General features: G+C 36.1%; 24 protein-coding genes and 1 CRISPR repeat array. Of the genes, 10 read left to right on the forward strand and 14 right to left on the reverse strand.

Annotated features, from left to right (window positions below; all coding sequences use genetic code 11):
• Positions 1–38 precede the first annotated feature (38 nt).
• The 4 genes from IEU81_RS06410 to IEU81_RS06425 all read left to right on the forward strand — a co-directional run bounded on the left by IEU81_RS06410 (position 39) and on the right by IEU81_RS06425 (position 3,135).
• Entirely contained in the window at positions 39–317 is a 279-nt protein-coding gene (locus IEU81_RS06410) for a (2Fe-2S)-binding protein (protein WP_026859002.1), read from the forward strand.
• Complete coding sequence (locus IEU81_RS06415; protein ID WP_186089658.1) at positions 310–642, forward strand: (2Fe-2S)-binding protein; 333 nt, start codon at positions 310–312, stop codon at positions 640–642. Before IEU81_RS06410 ends, IEU81_RS06415 begins: the two co-directional genes overlap by 8 nt.
• Positions 635–1,801: an NAD(P)/FAD-dependent oxidoreductase gene (locus tag IEU81_RS06420; RefSeq protein ID WP_092597695.1), complete on the forward strand. Its 1,167-nt coding sequence runs from the start codon at positions 635–637 to the stop codon at positions 1,799–1,801. Before IEU81_RS06415 ends, IEU81_RS06420 begins: the two co-directional genes overlap by 8 nt.
• A 134-nt stretch (positions 1,802–1,935) precedes the next feature.
• A complete protein-coding gene (locus IEU81_RS06425) occupies positions 1,936–3,135 on the forward strand; it encodes an RNA polymerase factor sigma-54 (RefSeq protein WP_186089656.1) in 1,200 nt (399 codons plus the stop codon).
• 52 nt (positions 3,136–3,187) lie between these two features.
• On the opposite strand, the gene IEU81_RS06430 is transcribed toward IEU81_RS06425, so the two are convergent.
• The 5 genes from IEU81_RS06430 to IEU81_RS06450 form a co-directional block, all read right to left on the reverse strand.
• Complete coding sequence (locus IEU81_RS06430; RefSeq protein ID WP_092597689.1) at positions 3,188–4,069, reverse strand: dihydrodipicolinate synthase family protein; 882 nt, start codon at positions 4,067–4,069, stop codon at positions 3,188–3,190.
• A gap of 92 nt (positions 4,070–4,161) precedes the next feature.
• Positions 4,162–4,692 (reverse strand): helix-turn-helix domain-containing protein, encoded by a 531-nt coding sequence (locus IEU81_RS06435; protein ID WP_092597686.1) that lies wholly within the window; start codon positions 4,690–4,692, stop codon positions 4,162–4,164.
• 24 nt (positions 4,693–4,716) lie between these two features.
• A complete protein-coding gene (locus IEU81_RS06440; RefSeq protein ID WP_186089654.1) occupies positions 4,717–6,204 on the reverse strand; it encodes an aldehyde dehydrogenase family protein in 1,488 nt (495 codons plus the stop codon).
• 152 nt (positions 6,205–6,356) lie between these two features.
• The gene (gene rpsN, locus IEU81_RS06445; RefSeq protein WP_186089653.1) at positions 6,357–6,626 is read right to left on the reverse strand and encodes a 30S ribosomal protein S14; all 270 of its coding nucleotides are present in this window, start codon (positions 6,624–6,626) and stop codon (positions 6,357–6,359) included.
• Between the two features lie 82 nt (positions 6,627–6,708).
• Positions 6,709–7,056 (reverse strand): DUF2200 domain-containing protein, encoded by a 348-nt coding sequence (locus IEU81_RS06450; protein ID WP_186089651.1) that lies wholly within the window; start codon positions 7,054–7,056, stop codon positions 6,709–6,711.
• Positions 7,057–7,084: 28 nt separating this feature from the next.
• On the opposite strand from IEU81_RS06450, the gene IEU81_RS06455 reads away from it, so the two are divergent.
• From IEU81_RS06455 to IEU81_RS06475, 5 genes are all read left to right on the forward strand, one after another.
• Positions 7,085–8,044 (forward strand): SAP domain-containing protein, encoded by a 960-nt coding sequence (locus IEU81_RS06455; protein WP_231957197.1) that lies wholly within the window; start codon positions 7,085–7,087, stop codon positions 8,042–8,044.
• A 98-nt stretch (positions 8,045–8,142) separates the two neighbouring features.
• Complete coding sequence (locus tag IEU81_RS06460; protein ID WP_186089647.1) at positions 8,143–8,925, forward strand: glucose 1-dehydrogenase; 783 nt, start codon at positions 8,143–8,145, stop codon at positions 8,923–8,925.
• Between the two features lie 161 nt (positions 8,926–9,086).
• Positions 9,087–10,265: a M20 metallopeptidase family protein gene (locus IEU81_RS06465; protein WP_092597671.1), complete on the forward strand. Its 1,179-nt coding sequence runs from the start codon at positions 9,087–9,089 to the stop codon at positions 10,263–10,265.
• A 16-nt stretch (positions 10,266–10,281) separates the two neighbouring features.
• A complete protein-coding gene (locus IEU81_RS06470; protein WP_092597668.1) occupies positions 10,282–11,079 on the forward strand; it encodes a DUF3100 domain-containing protein in 798 nt (265 codons plus the stop codon).
• A gap of 4 nt (positions 11,080–11,083) precedes the next feature.
• Positions 11,084–11,536, forward strand: coding sequence for a hypothetical protein (locus IEU81_RS06475; RefSeq protein ID WP_092597665.1), 453 nt, complete (start codon positions 11,084–11,086; stop codon positions 11,534–11,536).
• Between the two features lie 149 nt (positions 11,537–11,685).
• Here IEU81_RS06475 and IEU81_RS06480 read toward each other — a convergent pair whose 3' ends face one another.
• The gene (locus IEU81_RS06480; protein ID WP_186089646.1) at positions 11,686–12,084 is read right to left on the reverse strand and encodes a hypothetical protein; all 399 of its coding nucleotides are present in this window, start codon (positions 12,082–12,084) and stop codon (positions 11,686–11,688) included.
• Between the two features lie 140 nt (positions 12,085–12,224).
• Positions 12,225–13,871 (reverse strand): BCCT family transporter, encoded by a 1,647-nt coding sequence (locus tag IEU81_RS06485; protein WP_186089644.1) that lies wholly within the window; start codon positions 13,869–13,871, stop codon positions 12,225–12,227.
• A 425-nt stretch (positions 13,872–14,296) separates the two neighbouring features.
• Between IEU81_RS06485 and IEU81_RS06490 the strand changes: the two genes are divergently transcribed.
• Complete coding sequence (locus IEU81_RS06490) at positions 14,297–14,764, forward strand: YbaK/EbsC family protein (RefSeq protein WP_186089642.1); 468 nt, start codon at positions 14,297–14,299, stop codon at positions 14,762–14,764.
• 112 nt (positions 14,765–14,876) lie between these two features.
• Positions 14,877–16,030: a CRISPR direct-repeat array (repeat unit 37 nt; unit sequence AGCTTTACCACTTTCTAAACGATCATAGTTCTAAAAC).
• 62 nt (positions 16,031–16,092) lie between these two features.
• Here IEU81_RS06490 and IEU81_RS06495 read toward each other — a convergent pair.
• The 7 genes from IEU81_RS06495 to IEU81_RS06525 all read right to left on the reverse strand — a co-directional run bounded on the left by IEU81_RS06495 (position 16,093) and on the right by IEU81_RS06525 (position 25,503).
• Positions 16,093–16,962, reverse strand: coding sequence for a hypothetical protein (locus IEU81_RS06495; protein WP_188352521.1), 870 nt, complete (start codon positions 16,960–16,962; stop codon positions 16,093–16,095).
• Positions 16,959–17,294: a CRISPR-associated endonuclease Cas2 gene (gene cas2, locus IEU81_RS06500; protein ID WP_308807833.1), complete on the reverse strand. Its 336-nt coding sequence runs from the start codon at positions 17,292–17,294 to the stop codon at positions 16,959–16,961. The genes IEU81_RS06495 and cas2 overlap by 4 nt, the downstream gene beginning before the upstream one ends.
• The gene (gene cas1 / locus IEU81_RS06505; RefSeq protein ID WP_186089639.1) at positions 17,291–18,166 is read right to left on the reverse strand and encodes a type II CRISPR-associated endonuclease Cas1; all 876 of its coding nucleotides are present in this window, start codon (positions 18,164–18,166) and stop codon (positions 17,291–17,293) included. The genes cas2 and cas1 overlap by 4 nt, the downstream gene beginning before the upstream one ends.
• Position 18,167: 1 nt before the next feature.
• Positions 18,168–22,238: a type II CRISPR RNA-guided endonuclease Cas9 gene (gene cas9, locus IEU81_RS06510; protein WP_186089638.1), complete on the reverse strand. Its 4,071-nt coding sequence runs from the start codon at positions 22,236–22,238 to the stop codon at positions 18,168–18,170.
• Between the two features lie 297 nt (positions 22,239–22,535).
• Entirely contained in the window at positions 22,536–23,435 is a 900-nt protein-coding gene (locus IEU81_RS06515) for an RluA family pseudouridine synthase (protein ID WP_186089637.1), read from the reverse strand.
• 150 nt (positions 23,436–23,585) lie between these two features.
• Positions 23,586–24,026, reverse strand: a complete 441-nt coding sequence (locus IEU81_RS06520) for an SRPBCC family protein (protein ID WP_186089636.1) — start codon at positions 24,024–24,026, stop codon at positions 23,586–23,588.
• A 67-nt stretch (positions 24,027–24,093) separates the two neighbouring features.
• Positions 24,094–25,503, reverse strand: coding sequence for a YfcC family protein (locus IEU81_RS06525; protein ID WP_186089635.1), 1,410 nt, complete (start codon positions 25,501–25,503; stop codon positions 24,094–24,096).
• Between the last annotated feature and the right edge of the window lie 359 nt (positions 25,504–25,862).

Consider the following 25,862-nt stretch of genomic DNA (forward strand, 5'->3'; position numbering starts at 1 on the left):
TTTCTTATAACCTTTAATAGTTAAAAGAGGTGCTTAATATGAGAAAAGAAGAAGACTTCGTAGTATGCAGATGCGAAAATGTATATTACTCAGAACTTATTGAAATTATGGAGGATGGTGCCAGTAATTCGAGAGAATTAAAATTAAAATCACGGGCTGGCATGGGCTTTTGTAACTCCAGAACATGCGGTCCCCTTCTCGAGTCAATGACTGATGATAAAAATAATGATTCTCCCCACTATGTTCATTTAAAATCACAGCCGCCAATCCGAACAATTTCTCTGCTCAATCTGGCAAGGGGGAATAATAATGACTGAAAGAATTACAAAGCATAAAATTTTAGATGATCTGGAATTAAATATTGTGCCTTTTACTTGGAATAATCATACGCTCTATGGCAATGAAGGGGAAAGCGTCACTGCTGCTCTTCTCGCTAACAATATTAGAAAAATACGAGAGCATGAAAAAGACGGACAACCTCGCGGTATGTATTGTAACATCGGACATTGTTCAGAATGCCGGGTTACCGTAAATGGTAAAAGAAATCAGAGAGCATGCCTCACACCTTTAGTACAAGATATGGTAATAGAACAACAATTTGAAATCCCTTATGTCGTTAAGGAGGGAAGCCCTTATGTTTGATACGATTATTATTGGCGCCGGCCCAGCTGGATTATCTGCTGCTAAAGTGCTCCAGGACAATCAAAGAGTACTGGTAATTGATGAATATTACCATGCCGGCGGCCGGCTGCTTGGACAGCTCTACGAAGAGAAAAAAGGGAAATGGTGGAACGGATTAAAAATTGCAAAAGAATTAATTTTGGAAACTGAAAAGAAAAGTGAGATTCTAATCAATACTTCTGTATACGATGTAGAATACAACAATAACTATACTGTACATACTACTGCAGGGGTGTTTGAAGCCTCTCACTTAATTATTGCAACTGGGGCCAGAGAAAAATCTACACCTTTACCAGGCTGGGATCTTCCCGGAGTTATGACAGTAGGCGCTGCTCAGATACTAACGAACTTTAATCGGGTAAAACCCGGAAATAAAGGAATTATAATCGGCATTAATCCATTATCTATGGTCATTGCAATGGAACTTGGATATGCGTATATTGAGGTTGCTAAAATCTGTATGCCGCAAAGAAATATTATAAATACAAAATCACCAAAAGATGCATTTGAAACACTGCTTTCATTAGGCAGCTCTGCCCCATCGAAATTTATTTCTGCAGGAGTAGCAGTCGCTGATAAAGTGAAACCTTTACACCAAACTGCATTAAAATTATTTCCTTCTTCAGGAATCAAAGCATTAGGTTTACCTATTTCAATTAAAGAACAGGTTGTTAGTATTAATGGAACTGAGAAAGTTGAATCTGTTACAGTTCAAAAAACTGATTCAGAAGGTATTCCTATTCCAAAGACTAAATATGATATAGATTGTGATTTCGTCTGTATTTCAGATGGACTCGCACCACTCAGTGAAATTGGTTCTCTGTTGAATTTAAAACATGTCTATATGGAGTCGTTAGGTGGCTATGTACCGCTCCATAGTAAAAACATGCAGACAGAATTACCAAACTTATATGTGGCAGGTAACGTTACAGGTATTGAAAATGCAAAAATCGCGATGCTTCAAGGAAGAGCTGCTGCTTTTAACATATTAGGATATAAAGGAAGATTGTCTGATACATTACGACACATTAATGATGAAAGAAAAAATGCAAAAGTAAAATTCCATGCAGATTTGATAGCCGGACGTGAAATACTTGAGAATATGTGGCAATCACAATAATAGAGAGGTTCATTCCGTCTGGAGTGAACTTCTTTATTTTTAATTTTACTTTTTGTAAAGAATTATATAATTTATTAATATATATAATCCGTATGGTAGTATAGCTGTAAGTAAAATATTAGAGGATTGATATAATGATTAAGCTGGAAAACATTATTACCAACGACCTAAATATCACTTTAAATAGTTTTTTATATAATTCTATCAGTTTATTTAAATATAGTTCAGACGAATTAAATGACTATATTATAAATACATGCCGTGACAATCCATTAATCTATATTGATGAGGATAAAATTCCTCTTACTGTTTTATCATACAGAAACGAAATTAAATCCGATGATATTCTATCAGAAATACTGCAACATTTTAATTGCTTTCTTTTAGAGAAAGATCAATTAACGATGAAATATATAATATATTCGTTAAACTCCAAGGGATTTTTGGAAGCGGATACAAAAGAAATTTGTTCAATAATGCATACTACCGAAAATAACGTCGAACATTTGATTAATCTTCTCCAAAATTATGAGAATAGAGGTATAGGATGTAAAAACATTGTTAACTTCTTATCTTTTCAGTTAAAACATAAAAAAATTTATAACAATTATTTATTTTCAATTTTTATATCTCATATGGATGATATTCAAAAACAGAATTATTCATTTTTGAAATCTATTGATGTGAACGAAACAGATTTTTTATCATATGTGGATTTAATTAAAAATTCCTGCGAATTATTTCCAGTTAATGGTGAAGATACGTCATATCTAACTCCAGAAGCATCGATTTTATTAGATGATAATAATAACTTTGTTATTCAGGTTCATGATTACTTATTAGAATCCGTGACGTTTGAGCCCATTAACCTAACTACAGCTGAGAATTCATTCACTCGTAAAATGGAAAGCTATAAAAACGACTATGAAGAACTAGTATCGATATTAAATGCTCGAAAAGTCTATCTGGCAGATATACTAACAATTATCGCAAATATACAAACTGATTATCTGATGGGGAATACATCGTTCTTAAATACTTTAGATCAAAATATGCTGGCAGAGTATACATCACTCAGTCCTGCTACAATAAGCCGATTGCTGTATAACAAATTTATCGCGACACCAAGGGGCATTTATCCAATTAAATCTTTATTGTCAAAAAAATGTTATAAAAACACTTCAGTCAGTTATGTAATGTACCTCATTAAAAATTTAGATGACTTCGAAAATATACCCGACAACAAGATTTCAGCAATGTTGAATGAACAAGGAATTTCAATCTCCAGACGTACCGTCAATAAATATAAAAATCAATTGCTTGGAAAAATTTAATATAAATAAAAAAGAAGCATAAAATCTTAAAGATTTTATGCTTCTTTATAAATTAATCTAGTTTTTCCATTAGTTTTTTCAAATTATTCACTTCGTCATCCGTTAAACCTAATCTTGGTTTACGTGATGGTCCTCCATTTAATCCTTTTAAATCCATAGCCTTCTTAACGATTTGTACGTATTTCCCTGAGTCCTCGAGGAATTCACAAAGAGGCAGTAAGTCTTTATTTAATTTTCTGGCCGCTTCATATTCTCCCGCTTTAACATGTTCATATAGTTTCTGTGCACTCTTTGGTGCAATATTCGCTGCAACCGAAACCCATCCAGTTGCTCCCTGCACAAATGATTCATATGCTAGATCATCAGAACCACAGAAGAATACAAAATCAGTATTATTAATAATTGCTCTTACTTTACGAATATCACCGCTCGATTCTTTAATGTATTGGACTTTATCCAGTTCTTTATCGATTTTATAAATAGTTTCATTCTCTAAATTCACATTGGCTGTAAATGGGTTGTTGTACATCATAATTGGTAATGAAACGCTGTCATTGACATCTTTAAACTGTTCAAATGCCTCTTCTTCAGTCGGTGTCTGGTAGTAAGAATTAATCAACAGCAAACCATCCGCATTATTATCTTCTGCAATTTTTGCGTACTCTAGTACTTTACTCGTTCTTTCATCTGCAATACCTACCAGTAGTTGAGTCTCTGAGTCTTTCACCATTTCACCCACGAGCTCAACGATTTTCTGTTTTTCATCATCGTCTAATGAAGCAAATTCTCCTGTACTACCAACAATAATAATGCCTGGTACTTTCAGATCCAAATAGTACTGCACATTTTCTTTCATGCCATCATAATTTACTGAATAATCCTCGTTCATTGGTGTGATTAATACTGGAAATGCGCCTTCAAATGTTTTAGTCATAATAATTTTCCCCTTTTGTTTTTACTGTGTGTGAAATTTTAATTTATAGAATAAGCATTCTTATAATATTGATTAAAAGAATGCTTATAAAGTTATTTTTTTGATGATGATACTAATAATATTTTTGTCACTTCATTGGTGCCGTTGTACCAGTGATGTGCAATTGATGAGTCGATATGAATAGATTCATTTTCATAGAGTGTTTCTTTTCTGCCATCCAGTTCAACTTCCAACTGACCAGTCAGTACATACACAAATTCCTGTCCGGCGTGCTGGTATGGCACTTGCTGAGATTCATTAGATTTTAATTCAATGATTGCCGGTATGAAATCAGGATGTGATATTTGTCCAGCAAGACTTGTATATGAAAATACTTCACTGTTGATTCCTTCCTGAATTACCTGTTTCTTAACATTCGAATTACTGTTTCCGAAGAAGAAATTGACATCGACTTCTAAAGCATCAGCTATTTTATTTAAAGATGTGAATGTTAATGTGCGTAGGCCTCTCTCGATTTGTGATAGAAAACTAATCGACAAATCACTCCGGTCACTGAGTTCTTGAAGTGTCATCTTTTTACTTTTTCTAACTTTTCTCAGTTCACTGCCAAATGAATCTTTCATATCTTAACTCTATCCTCTCGTTTTCTAATCTACTTTGTGGTTAACAAATACACTTTTCACTTCAACGTAATTAGAAATGCCGTATTCGCCGCCCATTTCTCTGCCTATACCTGATTTTTTATAACCGCCGAATGGCATTGTTTCCAGTTCAAGACCAAAGTCATTTACCCAGACAGTCCCAGCTTGTAATTTACTCGCTATATGATGGCCTTTCCTGATACTTTCTGTCCATACACTTGCAGCTAGTCCATACTCACTGTCGTTTGCACGTTTGATAACTTCTTCTACTTCGTCAAAAACAAATACTGACATTACAGGTCCGAAAATCTCTTCTCTCGCTATCGTCATGTCGTCTTTTACATCAGCAAAAATTGTTGGTTCTACAAAATAACCTTTGTCCCCTTTCCGTGAACCACCCACAAGTAATCTTGCGCCTTCTTCTTTACCTTTCTCAATATAACCAAGGACCGTATTTAACTGTTTTTCAGAAACTAACGGACCATATTCAGTGTTATTATCGAGTCCTGGTCCAACAACCGCCTTACCAGCTTTTTCTTTTAAAGCTTCAAGAACATCGTCGTAAATTTTGCGCTGCACGTAAATACGTGTTGTAGCACTGCAGTTTTGACCTGAGTTATACATAGTTCCATCAAAAATACCATCGAGTGCTGTATCAAGATCGGCATCTTCTAAAACTACTGCCGGTGACTTTCCACCAAGTTCTAAAGTAATACTTTTAATATCATCTGCAGCATTTTTCATAATTGAACTGCCGGTTTTAGTTGATCCAGTAAAGGCAACTTTGTCGACATCCTTATGAGTAACCAACGCATTTCCCGCAACACTTCCTGATCCTGGAACGACATTGACAACACCATCCGGAAATCCTGCTTCTTTAAATAATTTTGCTGCATATAGTAATGAAAGTGGTGTTTCTGAAGCCGGTTTAATTACTATCGTACAGCCCGCAGCAAGTGCTGCTCCCATTTTCCAACCTGCCATTGCCAGCGGGTAGTTCCACGGTATAATCTGACCGACAACACCTACGGGTTCATGCACTGTATATGTTAAATAACCCTTCAATACATTTGTAGTCTGTCCCGAAATTTTAGTCGCCCAACCTGAGTAATACCTGAAATGCTGAATTGTTCCATCAATATCATCTTCCAATGCCTGCATATAAGGTTTGCCGTTATCCAATGCTTCGAGCTGTGCCAGTTCTTCACGATGCTCCTCCAGTAAGTCTGCAAATTTGTAAATAATATGTGAACGTTCTGCCGCTTCCATCTTTGTCCACTCACCATTATCAAATGCTTCCCTTGCAGCTTGTACAGCCTTATCGATATCAGATTCATCAGCTTCTGAAACTTTAGCTATAAGTTCTTCTGTTGCCGGATTTAATACATCGAATGTTTTCCCGTTTTTTGCTGGTATATAACTGCCGTTAATATACAATCCTTTATCTCCGTCTAAGAATTCCTGAACGCGCGACTTCAATGTTTCAATTGCCATGTGAAAATTATCCCCCTTTAATAGTTTGATTCTTACGACAATTCTAATATTATATCTAATAAAAATCAAATATTTTTTCACTCTGTGTGAAAAAAATGGATAAAAAAACTGCACAAACCAAATATAATTCGGTTCATGCAGTATTTAAAATTTTACCAGCTGGCCTTTTTCACACCTGGAATCTGGCCTTTGTGTGCAAGCTCTCTGAACTTAATACGTGACAGCCCAAAGTCTCTGATGACACCTCTCGGACGACCTGTCAGCTGACATCTGTTTGTCAGTCTCGTCGGCGATGAGTCTCTCGGAAGTTTTCTAAGTCCCTCATAATCACCATTCGCCTTCATTTCAGCTCTCAGCGTTTTATATTGTTCAACCATTGATTGTCTCTTCATTTCTTTAACAACTTTTGATTTTTTGGCCATTTCAACCCTCCTTATATTATAAATCGTAACAATTACGCTTTATAATATAACACAGCCTATCTATGACCTCAACAAAATTGTTTTAACGTAATATTTTCTCCATTTTTTTACCCTTAGCCAGCTCATCGATCATTTTATCCATGTAACGGATTTCCTGCATCAACGGCTCTTCGATATCTTCGACTCTGACACCGCATATGACACCTTTCACTTCACGGCGTGCAGGGTTTAATTCAGGTGCCTGATCAAAAAATTCTTCAAAGTTTACTTCTTTCTCGATTTGAGCTTGCAGTGCCTCATCAGAATAACCTGTCAGCCAGCGGATAATCTCATCGACTTCTTCCTTAGTCCGATCTTTTCTTTCTACTTTTTTTATATAGAGCGGATATACTTTGCTGAAACTCATCTTATAAATTTTATGCTCTGCCATAATCATTCTCCTCTTAAATAGTCATTCGATGACATTTTTCACTTTTTCATTTATAATAATATACGAACATACGTTTGTACAGGGTGTGATATTAATGACTTGGGAAGCTGAAGAAGTACTGTTCCTGCATTTCATTAACGGTAAAACTAAACAGCAGGCTATCCAATATGATTTCTGGGAAACTGAATATCACCGTAAACCTCTGGACCTTTTAAAGCAGCTGACTGCAAAGGGTGCTATTCATCAGTCGGACGATCTTTCTTTTACCCTGACGCAGTTTACAGTTCCTATTATAAAAGACTTGCTGAAAAAAGCAGGACTTAAAGTCTCAGGAAATAAAATAGATTTAATAGAACGGGTCAAAGCGCACCGGGAATTTATCGATTTGTCACATTTGAATATGGAGAGCGTATATACAGTTGATGAATCATTAGAAACTTTTTTGCACGATACCATATTTTTAAACTATATCAGCCTGCACGGTCCCGTCACAATTGATGATGCGTATTCATATTACCTTCGGCACCAGGATTTAAACGCATCCGAGCTGATTATCGCCCTTCATGAAAGGCGTATTGAAGAGAGTCTTTTGCAATCCAACAAGTATGAAGCAGTAAAATGTCATCACCTGCTGTCTGAATATTACATCAGCGAATTACATGATAATGATAAAAGTCTGTATCACCTGAATCATTTCAGTATGCTGATTGTTCTCGAGTCCATTCAAAGATTTCAGCAGCTGAATCCTGCTGAAAAAAAAGATACTTTCTTTAATATTGATAATTACACAATAGAGAAATACCGCAATATGTTAATCATGAAACAATTAGACATTAATATGCTGTACAGCATATTTTTAGAACACTCGGTACAGCTGCCCTACAGTGAAGAAGAGACTCTTCTCGCTGTTCAATTTATTATCCGCTGTATTATCGGCAGTGAATCTGCAGAAGAAAAGCTGATAGATGATTTAGCCGCATTAGACTAAAGTCTGATTGTTTCGAATTCTAAGCAGTCTAGCGAGGAATTTTTTTAATTTTGTGTTGCTTTTGAATAAGAAAGAAATTTATTAAGGAGTGTTAATTCATGTCAAAACGTTTTGAAGACAAAGTCATTATCATTACAGGTGCCGCTTCCGGTCTCGGACAAGATGCAGCTGTAAGAGTTGCTTCTGAAGGTGCAAAATTAGTATTGGTCGATTTAAACGAAGAAGCACTTAAAGAAACTGAATTACTGATTAAAAAAGAAAGCAGCGATGCTGAATTACTGACAGTAAAAGCTGATGTTTCTAATGAAGATGAAGTTAAAAATTATGTAGATCAAGCTGTGAAGACATTCGGTAAAATTGACGGCTTCTTTAATAATGCCGGTATCGAAGGAAAACAAAATCTGACAGAAGATTATGGCTCAGATGAGTTCCAAAAAGTAGTAAACATTAACTTAAACGGTGTATTTTTCGGTATGAAACACGTGCTTAAAGTAATGAAAGAACAAGGCACTGGTTCAATCGTCAATACAGCTTCAGTCGGCGGTATTCGCGGAGTCGGTAATCAATCAGGCTACTCTGCAACCAAACATGGAGTCGTCGGTCTGACACGCAACTCAGCTGTTGAATACGGGCAATTCGGTGTAAATATTAACGCAATTGCACCAGGTGCGATTATGACAGCAATGGTCGAAGGTTCATTGAAACAAATGGATCCGGATAACTGGGAAGAAGCCGGTAAAGAATTCGTTTCAGTCAATCCAATGAAACGCTTCGGTAAACCTGAAGAAGTGTCAGCACTCGTTGCTTTCCTGCTGTCTGAAGCAGGATTCATCAATGGTGCAGTCATTAACGTCGACGGCGGTCAATCTTACAAATATTAATATAAATATTTAACTTTACGGAAGCAGAGACCTGCTTCCGTTTTTTTATGAGATTTTATCCGATTAATCTTTTATTTCAAATTATTTTGACTTGATAAAAAATTAAGCATATAATTTGGCATTATCCAGTATTTAAATCAATCAAAGGAGATGGAGAAATAATGGAATCTTTATTTAACACATTAGATGGCTTGAACGAGGAAATCATCTCGATCCGAAGACATTTACATAAGCATCCTGAGTTATCTTTTGAGGAAGTAGAAACACCGAAATATATCGCTGAATTTCATGAAAATTTAGGTCACGATGTCAAAACCGGTGTCGGCGGCAACGGTGTCCTGGCCTATTTAAAAGGCAGTCACGATGGTCCGACCGTCGCTCTGCGTGCTGATTTTGATGCCCTGCCTATTCATGAAGAGACAGGTTTGGATTTTAAATCAATTCATGACGGTGTCATGCATGCATGCGGACATGACGGACATACTGCAACTCTGCTGGGTGTAGCCAAAGCTTTAAACAAACATAAAGAAGACCTTCACGGTACGGTCGTTTTTATTCATCAACACGCCGAAGAACTGCCGCCGGGCGGTGCAAAACCGATGATTGAAGATGGTGCACTTGAGGGTGTCGACGTTATTTTCGGAACACATCTTCAGGCACAGATGCCTTTATATGAAATTAATTACAGAACCGATGAGCTCCAGGCGTCTTCTGATTCTTTCGAAGTCACTATCTTCGGTAAAGGCGGACATGGTGCAATGCCCCAAGATACTAAAGACAGTATTTTAATCGCATCTCAACTTGTTGATAATTTCCAGCAAATTGTCAGCCGCCGGGTTAATCCGCTTCAGTCAGCTGTTTTATCGGTATGTTCTTTCGAAGCCGTCGGTCCATATAACGTAATTGCAAACACTGCAAAAATTAAAGGCACTGTCAGAACATTGAATGAAGAGACCAGAGAATTGATGGAAAAAGAAATGCTAAGAGTCATAGAAGGTACATGTCATTTAAGCGGAGCGGATTTTGAGTTTAATTACGACCGCGGTTATCCGGTGTTGATTAATCACAAAGAAGAAACTGAATTTGTTATGAACGTCGCTGAAACTATACCAGAGGTAAGAAGAATTAAAGAAACTGAACCGATCATGGGCGGCGAAGACTACTCCTACTACCTTCAAGAAGTAAAAGGGACTTATTTCTTTACTGGTGCTCAGCCGGAAAATAGTAACAATCCATACCCTCACCACCATCCTAAATTCGATATCGATGAAAAAGCATTGGTCATCGCTGCAAAAATACTGGCTAAGTCAACAGTCGAATACATGCAGAAAAATAAATAATTAAAAGGAGATTCCTATGGATAACACTTCAACACATTTATGGAAAGACTGGCGGCTTCATCTTGTCGTCGTTGCGATTGTTATCATTACAGAGCTGATTGGGACACATGAAATCGCAGTCGGTGCAGGTGCAATCCTGCTGCTGCCGATGCTATATGCAGTTATTCTTGGACTGGCAGCTTTCTTCACACCTTTAATTAATAAAAAGCAATCCAAAAAAGCAGAGACACTGGTCTTTATGTCTGTCACACTTTTAATTGCAAAATTTGGTGTTCAGGCTGGACCGGCCTTGCCTGAACTCATCCAGGCAGGTCCTGCACTGATACTTCAAGAATTCGGAAACCTTGCGACAATTCTAGTCGCTCTGCCGGTCGCTCTTCTTTTAGGCTTAAAAAGAGAAACCATTGGTATGACACACTCAATTGGCCGGGAAGCGAACCTTGCTTTAATATCGGAAAAATACGGCATATCTTCACCTGAAGGTCGCGGTGTCGTCTCCATGTATATTTTCGGTACGATATTTGGTGCTATATTCCTCGGTCTGACGTCCGGACTGTTTGCATCGCTTCTGCCGATCAGTCCGCTGTCCTTTGCGATGGCAACCGGTATCGGCAGCGGCAGTATGACCGCTGCCTCACTCGGACCATTAGTGGCTATGTATCCAGAGCAAAGCGAACTGATTACCGCGTATTCCGGTGCCAGTAACCTGCTTACTTCCGTCACAGGTTTATACATGAGTATATTTATCGGACTGCCGTTAGCAGAAAAATATTACGCTTTACTCAATAAGCTGAAATCTAAGAGAAGAGGATAAAACTATGTTAGAAAAATTAACAGACTGGACCTTAACACTTTCTCTCGTAGCTGCCATGACATTACTCGGCAACTTTATCGGCTATGAAGTCATGCCCCTGACTGCCTTGCCAGGCATTATTAGTTTGATGGTTATTGTATTAGTCGGTATGGTTATCCATGAATTGCTGCCGTTCAAACTGCCGGCTATCGCTTATATTGGAATACTGGCTTTCATCGTTACAATACCCGGCGTTCCCGGATCAGAGAAAATTGCTGAATGGACGGCAGAAGTGAATCTGTTAGCATTGACGACCCCAATTCTTGCATATGCCGGCGTATCTATCGGTAACTCTTGGGCCGATTTTGCAAAGATGGGCTGGAAAACGATTATTATCGGTATGCTCGTATTGATCGGCACTTACTTGGGATCAGCAATCATTGCAGAAATCATCCTTAGAATTCAAGGCATAGTATAAAACAAAGATGCTAGTATAAAAGTTCATAGAATGTAATATGTTATATGTAAAAATGAAATAATCCGTACGTTAGACTCATGAGCAAATCGCACCAGGAAAGCTGACGTACGGATTATTTATTCTGGAGATATTTATGTTCCAGCCGCTTTTTATTCAAAACTGTCTTTTTGAAATGCTTTATAACCTGAAACTTCTTGCGTTTCAAAAAACTCTTCAAAGCGTCTTAGTACTTCTTCATAGTCTAATTTATCCAGATGATATATTTTTCCATATTCATTCGTTTCCATTGCAGGCAAGGCTTCAAATGTATAACCTTCCTCCGTTTTGACACATTGGATCGTATCAACTTCAAGACCATAGTTTATAAATGACAGTGTTGTAAAGCTGTCTTCTGCTACATCGATATCGCTCAACGCACTTTCAATCTGCTGCCAGCTCGGGTTTTCAAAATCATCCAGTCCTGTAGACAATTCCGAATAGGGTTCTTCTGATTTCGGTTTGATGTTATCCTGGTCATCTTCATTTTTGAAGAAATCCATTATCCCCATAATCTATACACTCCTCAATATATTTCCGTTAGTCCATAAAATTTATATATTTTATAATTCCCCGTTTTACCGCTATTGTAATCATAAAAAAACACGTCCGGTATTTACCGGACGTGTTCAAAAGTTTATTTTATATTCTACTATTTTTCTTCATTGCTTTCCGCTTCAATTTCAGGCGGCTGTTCATCTGGCAATGTTTCTTCAAATGCTTCACGTTTTTCTGCCAGCTCTTTCTCTGTTTCTTCTCTGTAGTCCGATTCAAATATGAGCTGCTGTTTCTCCAGCTGAATAATACCATGTTCGCTGCGCAAGGCTTTGTACAGTGATATCGCCAGCATGATAACGATAAAGGTGAATGGGAATGCGGCAATCAGCATCGCCATTTCCAAGGCGCTTAAACCGCCGGATAATAACAGTACCATTGCAGTACCTGCTAAGATTGCACCCCATACTAATTTAATTTTCAGCGGCGGGTTCAATGAACCGCCAGTTGTCAGCATACTGAGTACGAATGTACCGCTGTCTGCTGAAGTAACGAAGAATGATGCAATCAGCAGTATTGCGATACCCATAATCAGCGGTGCTGCCGGATAATTTTCAAGGAAAGCGAATAATGCCACTTCATTACCTTGTGTTTCAATCAGGCTGTATAATCCTCCGCCTAGAATGTTGTCACTTTCAATACCTGCGACACCGAATACTGCAAACCAGATTGCACTGAACAGTACCGGAACACCCATAACACCGATGATGAATTCGCGGATTGTTCTGCCTCGTGATACGCGGGCGATAAAGCTTCCGACGAATGCAGCCCAGCCGATCCACCAAGCCCAGTAGAATAATGTCCAGTCATTCAGGAACCCTCTGTCACCGACGAATGAGTTCATATTGAATGTCATGCTGACTATGTTCTGTAAATAATTTCCTGTATTTGTCATGAATGATTCTATCATTGTTATTGATGAACCAAAGATAAATACGAAAATCATTAAAGCGATGGCAATAACAACGTTACTCATACTTAAGTAGCGGATACCTTTGTTAACACCAGTCGCAGCTGATGCGATAAATGCAATCGTAATAATAATAACGACAATCATTTGTGTGAATAAGTTATTCTCAATAGCATCGAAACTGTAGCTTAAGCCGGCTGTAATTTGTGTTGCACCCAGCCCGAGTGACGTTGCGATACCGAAAATTGTCCCGAATACAGCAATAACATCCACAGTTGTACCCATCCAGCCTTTTGATCTGTCTCCGATTAATGGAGACAGAGCTGAACTCATTAAGAGTGGCGCATTATGTCTAAAGTTGAAATAAGCGAGCGCCAGTCCGACAACTGCATAAACTGCCCAAGGGTGCAGTCCCCAGTGGAACAATGTATATTGAAGTGCTTCCTGCTGTGCAAGTGCTGTACCGCCTTCAGTCACCGGCGGATTGTGGAAATGCGTTAACGGTTCGTTAACACCGTAGAATACAAGACCGACGCCCATACCTGCTGTAAATAGGAAAGAGAACCATGTGAAATAGCTGTACTGAGGTTTCTCGTCCTGTTTACCCAGACGGATTTTCCCGTAAGGACTAATAATAAGATAAAGCGCGAATACTACAAAGCCCGTCATAGCGAGCAGATAAACCCAGCCAAATTTATTAGAAATGAAATCGTTGATCGTTCCTAGAACTGATTCAACATTGGCAGGAAATATTGCACCCCATAAAATAAATACAAATGCGATTGCAAGTGAAATATAAAAAACAGGGGTTACAGATGATCTTCTGTTCTTCATGAAATATCCTCCTAATTTAGTTTTGTTGCCCTTATACAAAGACATACTCAAACAAACATAGAGCAGACTCCATATTGCAGACGATTGAAAATTGTAAACCTGTACTATTTTTTATGAGAAAAAAGATGGAAGTACGTATGTATTCCATAAAAAAAGAAATAGAAATGACTACTGCGAAAAGTGCGTCCTCATACTTACAATCAGACAGCAAAATGAATTGCGAAAACTCGCATAACAAAAGGGACGTCTAAATATGCTTTAAACAATTAATAATGCTAACATGAATATGACAAAAAGCAAACAGCTGCAGGCAATGAATACGTTTTAAACCGCATATTTGCGCAGTTATACTTACATATATTTCCTATATACAGTAAGAATATACTTATTGATGAAGTAAATAATTTTCTTTAAGGAGTGTTTTAATGTCATTAGAATCAGCTAAAAACTATTTAAGCCGCTTTAATGCAGCAGAAAGAATTCAGGAACTGCCTGCATCAAGCGCGACTGTCGCAGATGCAGCACAGGCATTAAAGTGTAAAGAAGAAGAAATCGCTAAAACACTGTCATTTTTAGTGGATGATCAGGTCGTTTTAGTCGTTATGGCCGGTGACGTAAAAGTATCTAACCCTAAATTCAAACAGCAATTCGGAAAAAAACCTAAAATGATTAAAAGCGATGAAGTTGAAGCGTTGACAGGCCATCCGCCCGGCGGCGTTTGTCCCTTCGGCGTCAATGAAGATGCTGAAATTTATCTGGATGAATCACTGAAACGTTTTAATAAAGTATATCCCGCGTGCGGCAGCGGCAACAGCGCCATCGAAGTGACTTTAGAAGAATTGGAATTATTCTCACAATATAAAGACTGGGTCGACGTCGCTAAAACGGTATAATAAAAGGGGCTGTCGGTGAGACACCCCTTTTTGTTAACCTGTTGGATACTTTCTTTAGTTTCTAAGCGATTATAGTTCTAAAACTAAGGGCGCACTTACACGTCATTCTGACGGCTTTACCACTTTCTAAACGATCATAGTTCTAAAACTAGCTATGCGTGGTTCACTAGGCATAAATGCTTTACCACTTTCTAAACGATCATAGTTCTAAAACTGTCAACATTAACCAGTCTACCCTCGACGTGCTTTACCACTTTCTAAACGATCATAGTTCTAAAACTAACAGCTTGATTTATCGCATTTCTAATTTGCTTTACCACTTTCTAAACGATCATAGTTCTAAAACACAATGGTATCTATCCTCTTTCTACATTTAGCTTTACCACTTTCTAAACGATCATAGTTCTAAAACACTAGGAATGCCTGGGCTTTGGCGTATACAGCTTTACCACTTTCTAAACGATCATAGTTCTAAAACCATATGCACTTTGGTTTTGTGCCTTTGACAGCTTTACCACTTTCTAAACGATCATAGTTCTAAAACACGAAAGTTGGTGGGACGTAGCAAGCAAAAGCTTTACCACTTTCTAAACGATCATAGTTCTAAAACAACTGGTTACATTGTTTCGGGTCAACTTCTGCTTTACCACTTTCTAAACGATCATAGTTCTAAAACAAGTGAAAAAGCAAAACAATCTGTTGAGAGCTTTACCACTTTCTAAACGATCATAGTTCTAAAACAGTTACACGCACGTATTTTTCTAACGAAAAGCTTTACCACTTTCTAAACGATCATAGTTCTAAAACTAATCTAAACCCTCTTTAACTGTATTCTTTGCTTTACCACTTTCTAAACGATCATAGTTCTAAAACTAGAAGTGTTGTTTTACCTTGTGAAGTTTGCTTTACCACTTTCTAAACGATCATAGTTCTAAAACCTCATCGATCTTCGCCTTCCTGTTCGTCGCACTTTACCACTTTCTAAACGATCATAGTTCTAAAACAAGTATTAGCAGATATGGTTTCATTTGAAGCTTTACCACTTTCTAAACGATCATAGTTCTAAAACTGTGAATGCAACAAACCAAGATGTCTCTTAGCTTTACCACTTTCTAAACGATCATAGTTCTAAAACCATGATGTTTACGAGGCTTGTCATTACTTGCTTTACCACTTTCTAAACGATCATAGTTCTAAAACCCTAACCTTATTCAGTTGGGCGGTTATTCTGCTTTACCACTTTCTAAACGATCATAGTTCTAAAACCTCGAAACGAAATAATTTACCAGATTAATTCGTAATAAAAACTATGATTGTTTAGACTGTAGCTATAGTTTACTGCTATTTATAAACTTACTATACTTATCACTTATCATTAATTCAGTTTCTGTGAAATCGAAATAGCTAAGCTGTAGTGACAAGGTTTCAATAACACTTTCACCAATATCTAAAAACAATCTAAGCTCGTTACTTAGGTCAATAATATTATATATATCTTTATTGTGTTTAACTAAGTTAACGTAATTATATTTCGTATTCTTTATAACCCTATAATCATTAGTTAAAATTATTATCGTAACGTTTAACTTCTTTAACCATTTCATAAATTTTTCAATTTCTTTTACACCCATGTGATTCTCAGGATAAATAATAAACAAAATTATTTCTTTTTTATCCACATTCATTTGTTTCATTATATCAAAAAAACATTCTCTCAACTCTAAATGATTCAAAGCAGAGCCATTTCTATGAATATCATATTTTAATAATTTCAACATTTTTTTCACGTCAAATGTCTCACTTTGGAATTCAATTGTATAGTGTGTTTTTGCTACTTCAAGTTTATTTACCAAATTATCTATGGAGACCTGCAGCTGATGAAATATTTCATTAACCTCGTCATGTTCAAAAACCATATTTTCAAACATACTTATAGTGTTATCTTTAAAACTTTTATCATCTGCTAAATCTAATTTTCCACAGTCCATCATAACTGGATACAAATTCTTATAGTTTAAATCTTGGAATTCATCATCCATTAAGTAAAATGCATGTTCATTCATCTCTTTTTTCTTTTTAATCAATAGATCAATACTTCTAATAAAATCTCTGGCTTGCTTGCCTTCTTCGAACATAAAAGTGGTAATCCCTTTTTCTTCCAGCGACACAGCTTGATGTGTATTGGTTTTTAAAATCATAATTCTACAACCCTATCACTGGTTAAAACTCTCTCATCTTCACTAGGTTCACCCACCAAGTATTTCATATCTGCAAATTGATTCTCTGTAACAACTAATGTTTGAACCTTACCGTTAGGTGGCACGTTCGCCATCAATTTTGCTTCATGATACTTTAAAACATTTCTGTTCATTACCAGTTTAGAATAAACTGAGTACTGCAGCCTAAGGTACCCATGCGTTTTTAAATATTTAATAAATGCTCGATAATCTCTACGGTTTTTAGACGTCTCGACTGGTAAATCAAACATCAATATCAGTCTCAAAAATCTTCCTCCCACATTATCCCTCATTTATCCCAAATGGGAAATTTTATATAATTTTCATTACCGGTTTCTAAATATTTGAAAATACTATCAACATAAATATCTACAGCATTTAAAAAATATTGTCTTTTACCATTGATTAAAATTTTGGCATTAAAAATATCCAGTAGTACCCGCTTCTCTTCTTTATCAAAAGTGTCTTCTATATTTTCAAATACAACCCTATCTACTAATGGACGGAATACTTCCATTAAATCACTCGATAGATTATGATGATTAAATTCTGAAGTATGGTTCACGCCGAGCTCTGTCAAATAGCCTTTACTCTTAATGATTCTGCTAAAAGTTGCACTTATTAATGAATATCCATAATTTAATCCCGCGTTAACCTCATCATCAAATGATCTTATAAACCATTCTCCAAATAACTGTCTAAAATATACTTTTGCTGCATGTCCTTCTCTGTTCGTCATATCATTAATTTCAACAGTATCGGCATAGACTGTAAAAGATTCTAAGTCAAATTCCGGATAGAAACTTTTTAATACTCTACCCTGATGTGATATTTTTTCTTTAATAATTAATTGCCATATCCTTTTTGAATTAACAGGGTTCCAATTTATTTGTTTTTTTATGTTTTTACTTTGCCTATGATGTCCATAGACAGACTCCACAACAGAACACGGCATATGATTTTTATCACAAAGTATGGTTAATATCTTACTATTCGCCAGTGCATTTAAGATATGACCTGACATACTGATATTAGGATTCTCTATCAGAAGAACACCAATTTCTGTTAACGGTATATGATTTAATTTGTCGCTCTTTACAACAAGATGATTCATTCTCAGGCTAATCTTAGAGTCTTTACTCAACAGAACAGTTCGAAAACTCATATTAATCCTCCAGGAATTTAATTAATCTTTTAGGTTTCTTATATTTCAATCCTGTTATAGAACTAGATGAATAGCTTCCATCTTGTATAGTTTTATTTGCTGAAGCCGAAGGCCGACCGCCAAGTTTTTCCGATCTAGCAGCTGATGGACTAGATACTTTTAACAACTCATTCACTGATGAGACAAAGTCTTCATGTGATAAAGATGTATTACTAAAATACCCCAAAATTTCTTGTGTTTTCTTTTCATATTTTTCTTGTGTAGCAGGGAGTATATGACTAAATTGATTAATTACTTCACTTGCAAGCTGCTCGTAAATTTTCAATGCTTCATCTTTTTCAAATGCCCATTTATTAAGCTGTTTCTTCAGATTTCTTTGTAGTTCAAAAGAAATATTTAGTTGTTTTGCATTATTCAACTCACCGCTAGACATAAAATAGAAGGGTTCTTTGTTGATATATATCAAATCTCCCTTATTTAATTTTAAGAGTAGACGCGCCTGTTCAATACTGCTGACATTCTCAAGCTTAGATGCGTAAAATTCAGCTAAGCTATTTGCATTTTCGAATTCATTCTGTGCTGCATCTATATTCGTAACATCTATCAATCTATGTTTTTTTATTAGTTCTCCTTTCTTATTCTTAATGAAGTAAGAAATAAATATACTATATGCCTTTTTCACCTCATCATGTACAAATTTTCCGTTTTTCGAAGACGTGTATTTAGGCACCTTAACTTTAGGTGATAAAATTGATTCTTTATAAAATGCAGACTCACTATTCTCTACTTTTTTCGTCACTAGTGGGTGGCTATTTTTTATAAGGTTTTCAAATATAAATTCAAATGTTCTATCATTTCTCAGTTCACTTTTTCTCATTTCTGTTATGAGGAATAATTCTGGGTTGAACTTATTAGACTCTTCTTCATTTAACTTACGCCATTTTTCTTTAGCCTTATGCTTTCTCAAATCAAACTTAAATAAATTTGGTTTTATCTCTTCACCAAATTGATGAATTCCGGCAATTAATAAAGCATCAATTGCATGATGATAATCATTTAATTCACGTATTTTAGGGAAATCCAATTTTTTACGTACTTCTGAAACTATTCCGGCTTTTAGGATATCAATGCTCACTTTATTATCATCAGTGCTGGCAAATCGTTCTTCTAATAAATTTTTCACATGAACAGTAATTTGGCGAGTTTCCACCAATTGACGTGCTATAAATCTTTCTTTATCAACATCTGAGAACTCTTCTTTCATCAGCTTATGCAGCTTACTTGCAGACATCATGTTATTGTCAGCTAACAGTCGCCAGTATCTAATGAGTTTAAGTTTTTTATCCCCGGCAATAGACAACGGCATTTTGTACCCTGATTTTCTTTGATTTGCTTCCTTAATAACAAGCACCTTATTATTGAGGCTGTCATCCTTAACAAAATTTCGAGGTAATATATGATCCACTTCATAATATCTTTGACCCGCTGGTTTTGATGAATCCATGATTAGAGCCTGTAAGTTTATTTTCTCTAGTGTATATAGACATTTTCCACCCTGTAACAAATACAGCTTCAGTTTCTCTAATTTGTAATCTAAATCTCCACGATAATTTGAAACATCTTTAAACATCTCACTAAATTCATCTTTTTTCATTAAATCATTATCTTTAATAAGAACATCCCATTGCTTCTTCCATTCAACGGTACGTTTCTTCTCTCCTTCTTCTCTTGCGAATTCTATTACAATATTTTTAGGCTCTCCAAATATACTGACTAATTCATCGACTATTTTAACAGTGCTCCAGATAGATTTTTTTAATGCAGGGGAACATTTTAGTTCTGCAATATCTGAGTACTCTATTTTATTTTTAATCCCTTTGAATTTTTTATTTATGTCTTCATAAACTTCTTTAAATCCATATCGGGGTGATGTATAAGCTTCCATAAAGTTATAGTCATCTGTACGCATTAGACTAATGATAGATTCATCATTATTAACCAGTGTCAGGGCTTTTTTCGATAATCTGCCCCATCCGCTATAATTTAATTTTAAGATTTTTTCTAACTCATCAGATTCTATGAAATCAAAATTATCTTGAATTTTCTCTCGTATAATACTTTTTTCATTAAAAATTGTTACCCAGCTAATAATGTGTTCGACTTCATCAAGATGTGATTCTAACTTTTCTTTACCTAGAATATTTCTAAAATCAATATACGATGACAAAGAGCTGGCAAATTCATTCTCTTTTTGCGTTCCAAAAACTTCTTTATCTTCATAACCATCAACTGATTTCTTTAAAAATTCCTTTAGGTTTTTATGAGTAACTTTTTTTGTGTTTTTAAAATGATTTTCAAAGACATTGTTCTTAACATCTTGTGGTAATCTATGTACCTTATCGCTTATCTGACTTTCACTTCTCAAATTAATCCCATTTAGTTCGTTTCTGACTTCCATTTCTTGATAAAGCAATGAGTGTTTAGGTAACACGTCCTCTTGCAACAAATAACTGCATTTATTTGTCATTCTATTTATAAATTCAGCAGCACTCGTACTTTTATCTATTACTTCATCAAAATTAAATGGTGTGATGTTAGTATCTTTAATCCTTGAACTCCAGGCAAATTCTGAATCTCCATCATTCTTTACTAACGGCCCAATATAGTATGGAATTCTAAAGGATATTAATTGTGCCACTTTGTCCACTAGATTTTGCGAGATATCTTTATGATATTTTTGCTGATTAAGAAGAATTTTTTTCGCTTCATACAATGAGTTTTGATGAGGAACTGACGAGTTTGAAACATTATTCAAGAATGGCAGAAATAACTCGTTTTCTACTTGTTCTAGTATTGATATTCTATTATTATCCGATTTTTCATCCTCTAAATTGTTTTTTAGTACTTTCTTAATTTCTGAAATAAATTTATCTTTTCCCTTATTCTTATTTAATCTATATTGATCAAAATATGAGAGTTTGGCCAAGTTTTTAACATCCGGTTTATTATAATACTCAGCAAAAACACTTTTCGGGGTAACAAAGAAATTTTTATAAGTTTGAGTATCATAATTTTCCTTTATTAACGATTTTAAAATTTTTAACTGTCTTTTATTTTTATTGAATTCACTCACTTTTGCTCGTGATACATAGTCAAAGTCTTTTAATACTTCTTTGAGAGTCATATCTAAATATAACTTTTTTGCTTGCTCAATGATTTCTAACTGATCGTCTGTTAAGACAGATAAATCTATATCTTCATCATCATTTGATAGTTTAATAGCAATTTTACTTTCTTTAATCTCATCATTATTTTCACAATTATAGAACACATTATGCAAATTTGATTTAAGTCCAGTTAACAATTTACCAATATCTTTTAAGTCTTTAGGAAGATGCTTTTGAACAGCCTTACTCTTATCATTACCTGTTGTCCTTGTATCCCCCAGTATTTCTGAGATAGATTCAACTATTTTCTCTGATACTGTTTCATCAATTTTGTTAATCTCATAGAGATTTTCCAGAAACTCTAAAAGCCCTTCTTTTTCTTCAGATGAATCTCTATCTTCCCAGCTATCTATGTTTAATAAAAAGTGCCCTCTAAACTTAACTAAGTTATGAATCGCTAAATAAATTAATTTTATATCTTGTTCTTCATTCGTAGATATTAAAAAATCTCTTAAATGATATATTGTTGGAAATTTAGTATGTATCTCTTCCTTAGAAAACCCTAGTTCTATCAAAGTCTCTGAGAGCGTCCTATTCTCAAAATTGTTACTGTTTTTCCACTTATGATCAGTACTTAAATTACTAAAAAAATCTTGATCGTTAATGAGTGGCTGAAATAATTCTTGCAGCATTTGAATTCTTTTAATTCTTCTATTATAACGTCTTCGCATTCCGCGCTTAAGTCTTCTAGCTTCCGCGGTATCTGCTGAATTGAACAAATTGACACCAATTGCTTTTCGATTTCTAAACTCTAATAGTTCGTAGTCTTTGTTGATGCAAGACCACCCGACAGAAGCTGTACCAATATCTAAACCGATAGTATATTCACCCTGAAATTTTTTCATCGCACACACTCCTTACAGTTATTACTTATATTGTAAGTATATCTAATAAATAGTTCAATTAAAGTTTTAATCTTTACAAAATTCAAATAATATATTAATATAAAAATTAGAAAGCTTACCACTTTCTAAACGATCATAGTAAGTTAAAATAAGCTTAAAGCGTTATCGTGATTAAATTCATCCCCTAGCCGTATCGGTTGGGGCATTTTTATATTCTGATTTGACTTTACCTATTTTATTATTATTCAAAAGAGAAGCACCGTCCTTGATATAGATAACCAAGGACGGTGCTTCTCTCTATTTAAACCCTCTCGTAAACGATGCAGGTGTTTCCGATTCAAATTTCATTACTTTTCCGCTTACCGGATGTTTAAATTTAATTGCATTAGCATGAAGTCCCAAACGATTAATAGCGTTGATTTCCGATCCGTATTTTTTATCGCCTACAATCGGATGGCCAAGGTCCTGCATATGCACGCGAATCTGATTTTTTCTTCCCGTATCCAGATTCACCTTTAATAATGAGAATCTGCGGTTCGTTTTCAAGACCTTGTAGTGCGTAATCGCTTTTTGACCATGGTTCGGTTTAGGACTCGAATGCATCATATATGTCTTATCTTCAGTGAGCCAAGATGTAATCGTCCCGTTTTTTTGAACGACTCCTTCGACAAGGGCAACGTATGATCTCTCCTGAACTGCTTCAGTCCAGGCTTTCTGCAGCCGCTGCTGAACCATTTTACTCCGGGCAAATATCATCACACCTGACGTGTCTCTATCTAATCGATGCACGATAAACACCCGGTTCTTCGGGTGAATACTCTGTACGTAATCCATCAGCTGCTTGTAGGCTGTCATCTGCCGTTCCTGTTTAGACCCCATGGACAGCAGCCCGCTTTCTTTATCGATTACGATAATATCATCATCTTCATGAAGGATATTCACACCTTTTAATTTTATTGAAGATGAGGCGACGCGTTCACGGATTTGAACATGGTCTCCCGGTTTCAGCTTATCGTCAAATTGTGTGGTCGATTTGTCATTCACGACAACCTGTCCGCGTTTTAAAATCCCTTTTACTGCATTCCGGCTTTTTGACGGCATGACTTTAAACAGGAATTCTAATACTTCTGTATGCTCTTTTACTGTCCACTCTTCGTGGCGCGGTATATCTGTTTTACTTTTAGCTTTCTTCTTCATTCTGTAATCCCTCATCTTTAATTTATTTACAGCACGTTCTTTTTCTAAGCGATTACTCTATTGTACTTTGTATATTCCTGAATTACAGTAAAATATTCATAATAAAAAGCTTCCCGCATATTTAGGCAGGAAGCTGACCGGCAGTTCGATTTAATTTTCACTGATTACTGCCGCTTCAAATTTTTTCATTTCTTTATTCATTACTGATTTAACAACAGGTTTTACAGTCATAATGAACATTCTGACACCCATGCTGCTCTCTATTGATGACTGAACTGACAGTTCCGAGCCAGCACCTTTCGGTTCTACACTAAATAACGTCGTTATAACGCCCTGTTTTAATTTCGTTTTCATGACGATTTTCTCGTTCTCAACGTATTCTGTGATTTCATTCCTAAAACGGTAGGTCTTATTTCTAACGCCTAGCGTTATTCTGAATTTCGCACCTTTAGAACGCTTCCCTTTCGTACTGTACTCAATGTCTTTAAGGATAGTGAAGATCTTTTTTAACTGCTCATCATCATTCACAATCTGAAATACTTCTTTCGGTGATGCTGCCAGCTGATCGCTGCGGTAGCTGTATACTTCCATCTGTGATCCCTCACCTCTTTTTATTTATCTTTTAATTATAACTATCTTACAGTAACGATTCTATCTCTTAAAGTGGACCTAAGTTAATCATTACTGCGACCGCCAGAAGCACAAACGCTATGCCTGTCCATATTAAGAATAATGGGAAGAACCATTTTGCCCATTTAATCCAGGCAACACCTGCCACAGCGAGACTCGCCATCAACGGCCCGGACGTCGGGAACAGAACATTTGAGAAACCGTCACCGAACTGGAAAGCAAGTACACTGACTTGTCTTGTAATACCAATCATATCCGCCAGAGGGGTCTGAATCGGCATCATAATCGCTGCCTGACCGCTGCCAGAAGGAACGAAGAAGTTAAAGACCGAGTTCATTAAGAACATACCGATCGCAGTGGCAATTGGCGGCAATGCTGATAAAGGCTGAGACAATGCGCTAACAAGCGTATCTAAAATCTGACCGTTTTCCATAATAACAAGTACCGCTCTCGCCAATCCGATAATCAAAGCACCATATACAAGATTTTTACACCCTTCTAAAAATGTGAATGCAATTGTATTGTAATTCATTCCTGCTATAATCCCTGCGACTAATCCGATAATCACAAAAAATGCAGCCATATGGTCGGTTGTCCACTGGAACTTGATCACAGCGAATACAAAGAACATTAATGAAGCCGCTGTCCAGATCAGAATTAATTTATGACGTCCTGTAAATTTCTCATCGAAGCCAAGTTCATTATCTTCAGCTGCTTCGATGCCAATCAGACTTCTGGAAGGATCATTTAAAATTATTTTACAGTAGCGCCACGTATACCATATTGTTGCTCCGACCAGTAAAACAAAGGCAACCAGTCTAAACACCATACCTGAAAACAGCGGAAGTTCTGCAATATTATGTGCAACACCGACTGTATAAGGATTCAGAAATCCTGCTGAAAACCCTATAAATGCCGCATTAAATGTAATTGCTACCGCAACAATCGCATCAAATTTCAAGGCTTTAACAAGCAGCACACCAATGGCTACAAATGGAATGACCGAGTTAGCCAGTGCCCCGACGGCTCCACCGAGCGCAAATAAAATAATAATCGTTGCAATTAAAAAGAATTCTTTCCCCTTCATCTTATCAATTGCCGAGTAGATTCCTGTATGTATTGCACCAGATTTATTTATAATCTCGAACATCCCGCCGGCAAACAGAACTAAGAAAATCAGACCGGCACTTTCTACCATCCCTGTTTGTACAGATAAGAACACATCCATAAACCCTGCAGGCGATGATTCTGTGTTTTCGTAAGTCCCGGATACAATCGTTGTGACGCCATCCGTTTCTACTCTGTCAAACGTTCCTGCCGGTACGATGTAAGTTGCTGCCACTGCTATAAGCAGTACCGCAAAAACGATGACGTATGTATCGGGAAACTCCCATTTCTTCTTATGATTTTTCTCTGTGCTGTTTGAAGCTTTTACCATACTACCATCCCCTTATTTTTAGAATATTCCTTAAATTTAAAAATATATTACTATCCTACCATAAATGAATAATTAGTATATGTATTTTTATGCATAATAATAACTATTCAATCATTACGATGAAGGAGTGTGATAAAATCAAGGAATTTTAAACGTGACAAGTTCTAAAATATATGTAATACTATTCATTAATTAAATACTGGTGCCTTTAAATCAGTCCAGTGAGACTGACAAGGACAGCGCGATGTAATATCTTGCGGCTAAGCATGCCCTGCTTTAAGGGAACTTTGCCGTACCTTATTATAGAAAAAAGCTTCTTGTCATGTTTCTGGCAGGGAGCTTTATTTTTTTGCCTGAAA

Origin of the sequence: Jeotgalicoccus aerolatus (assembly GCF_014635205.1) — a bacterium.
Lineage (GTDB): Bacteria > Bacillota > Bacilli > Staphylococcales > Salinicoccaceae > Jeotgalicoccus > Jeotgalicoccus aerolatus.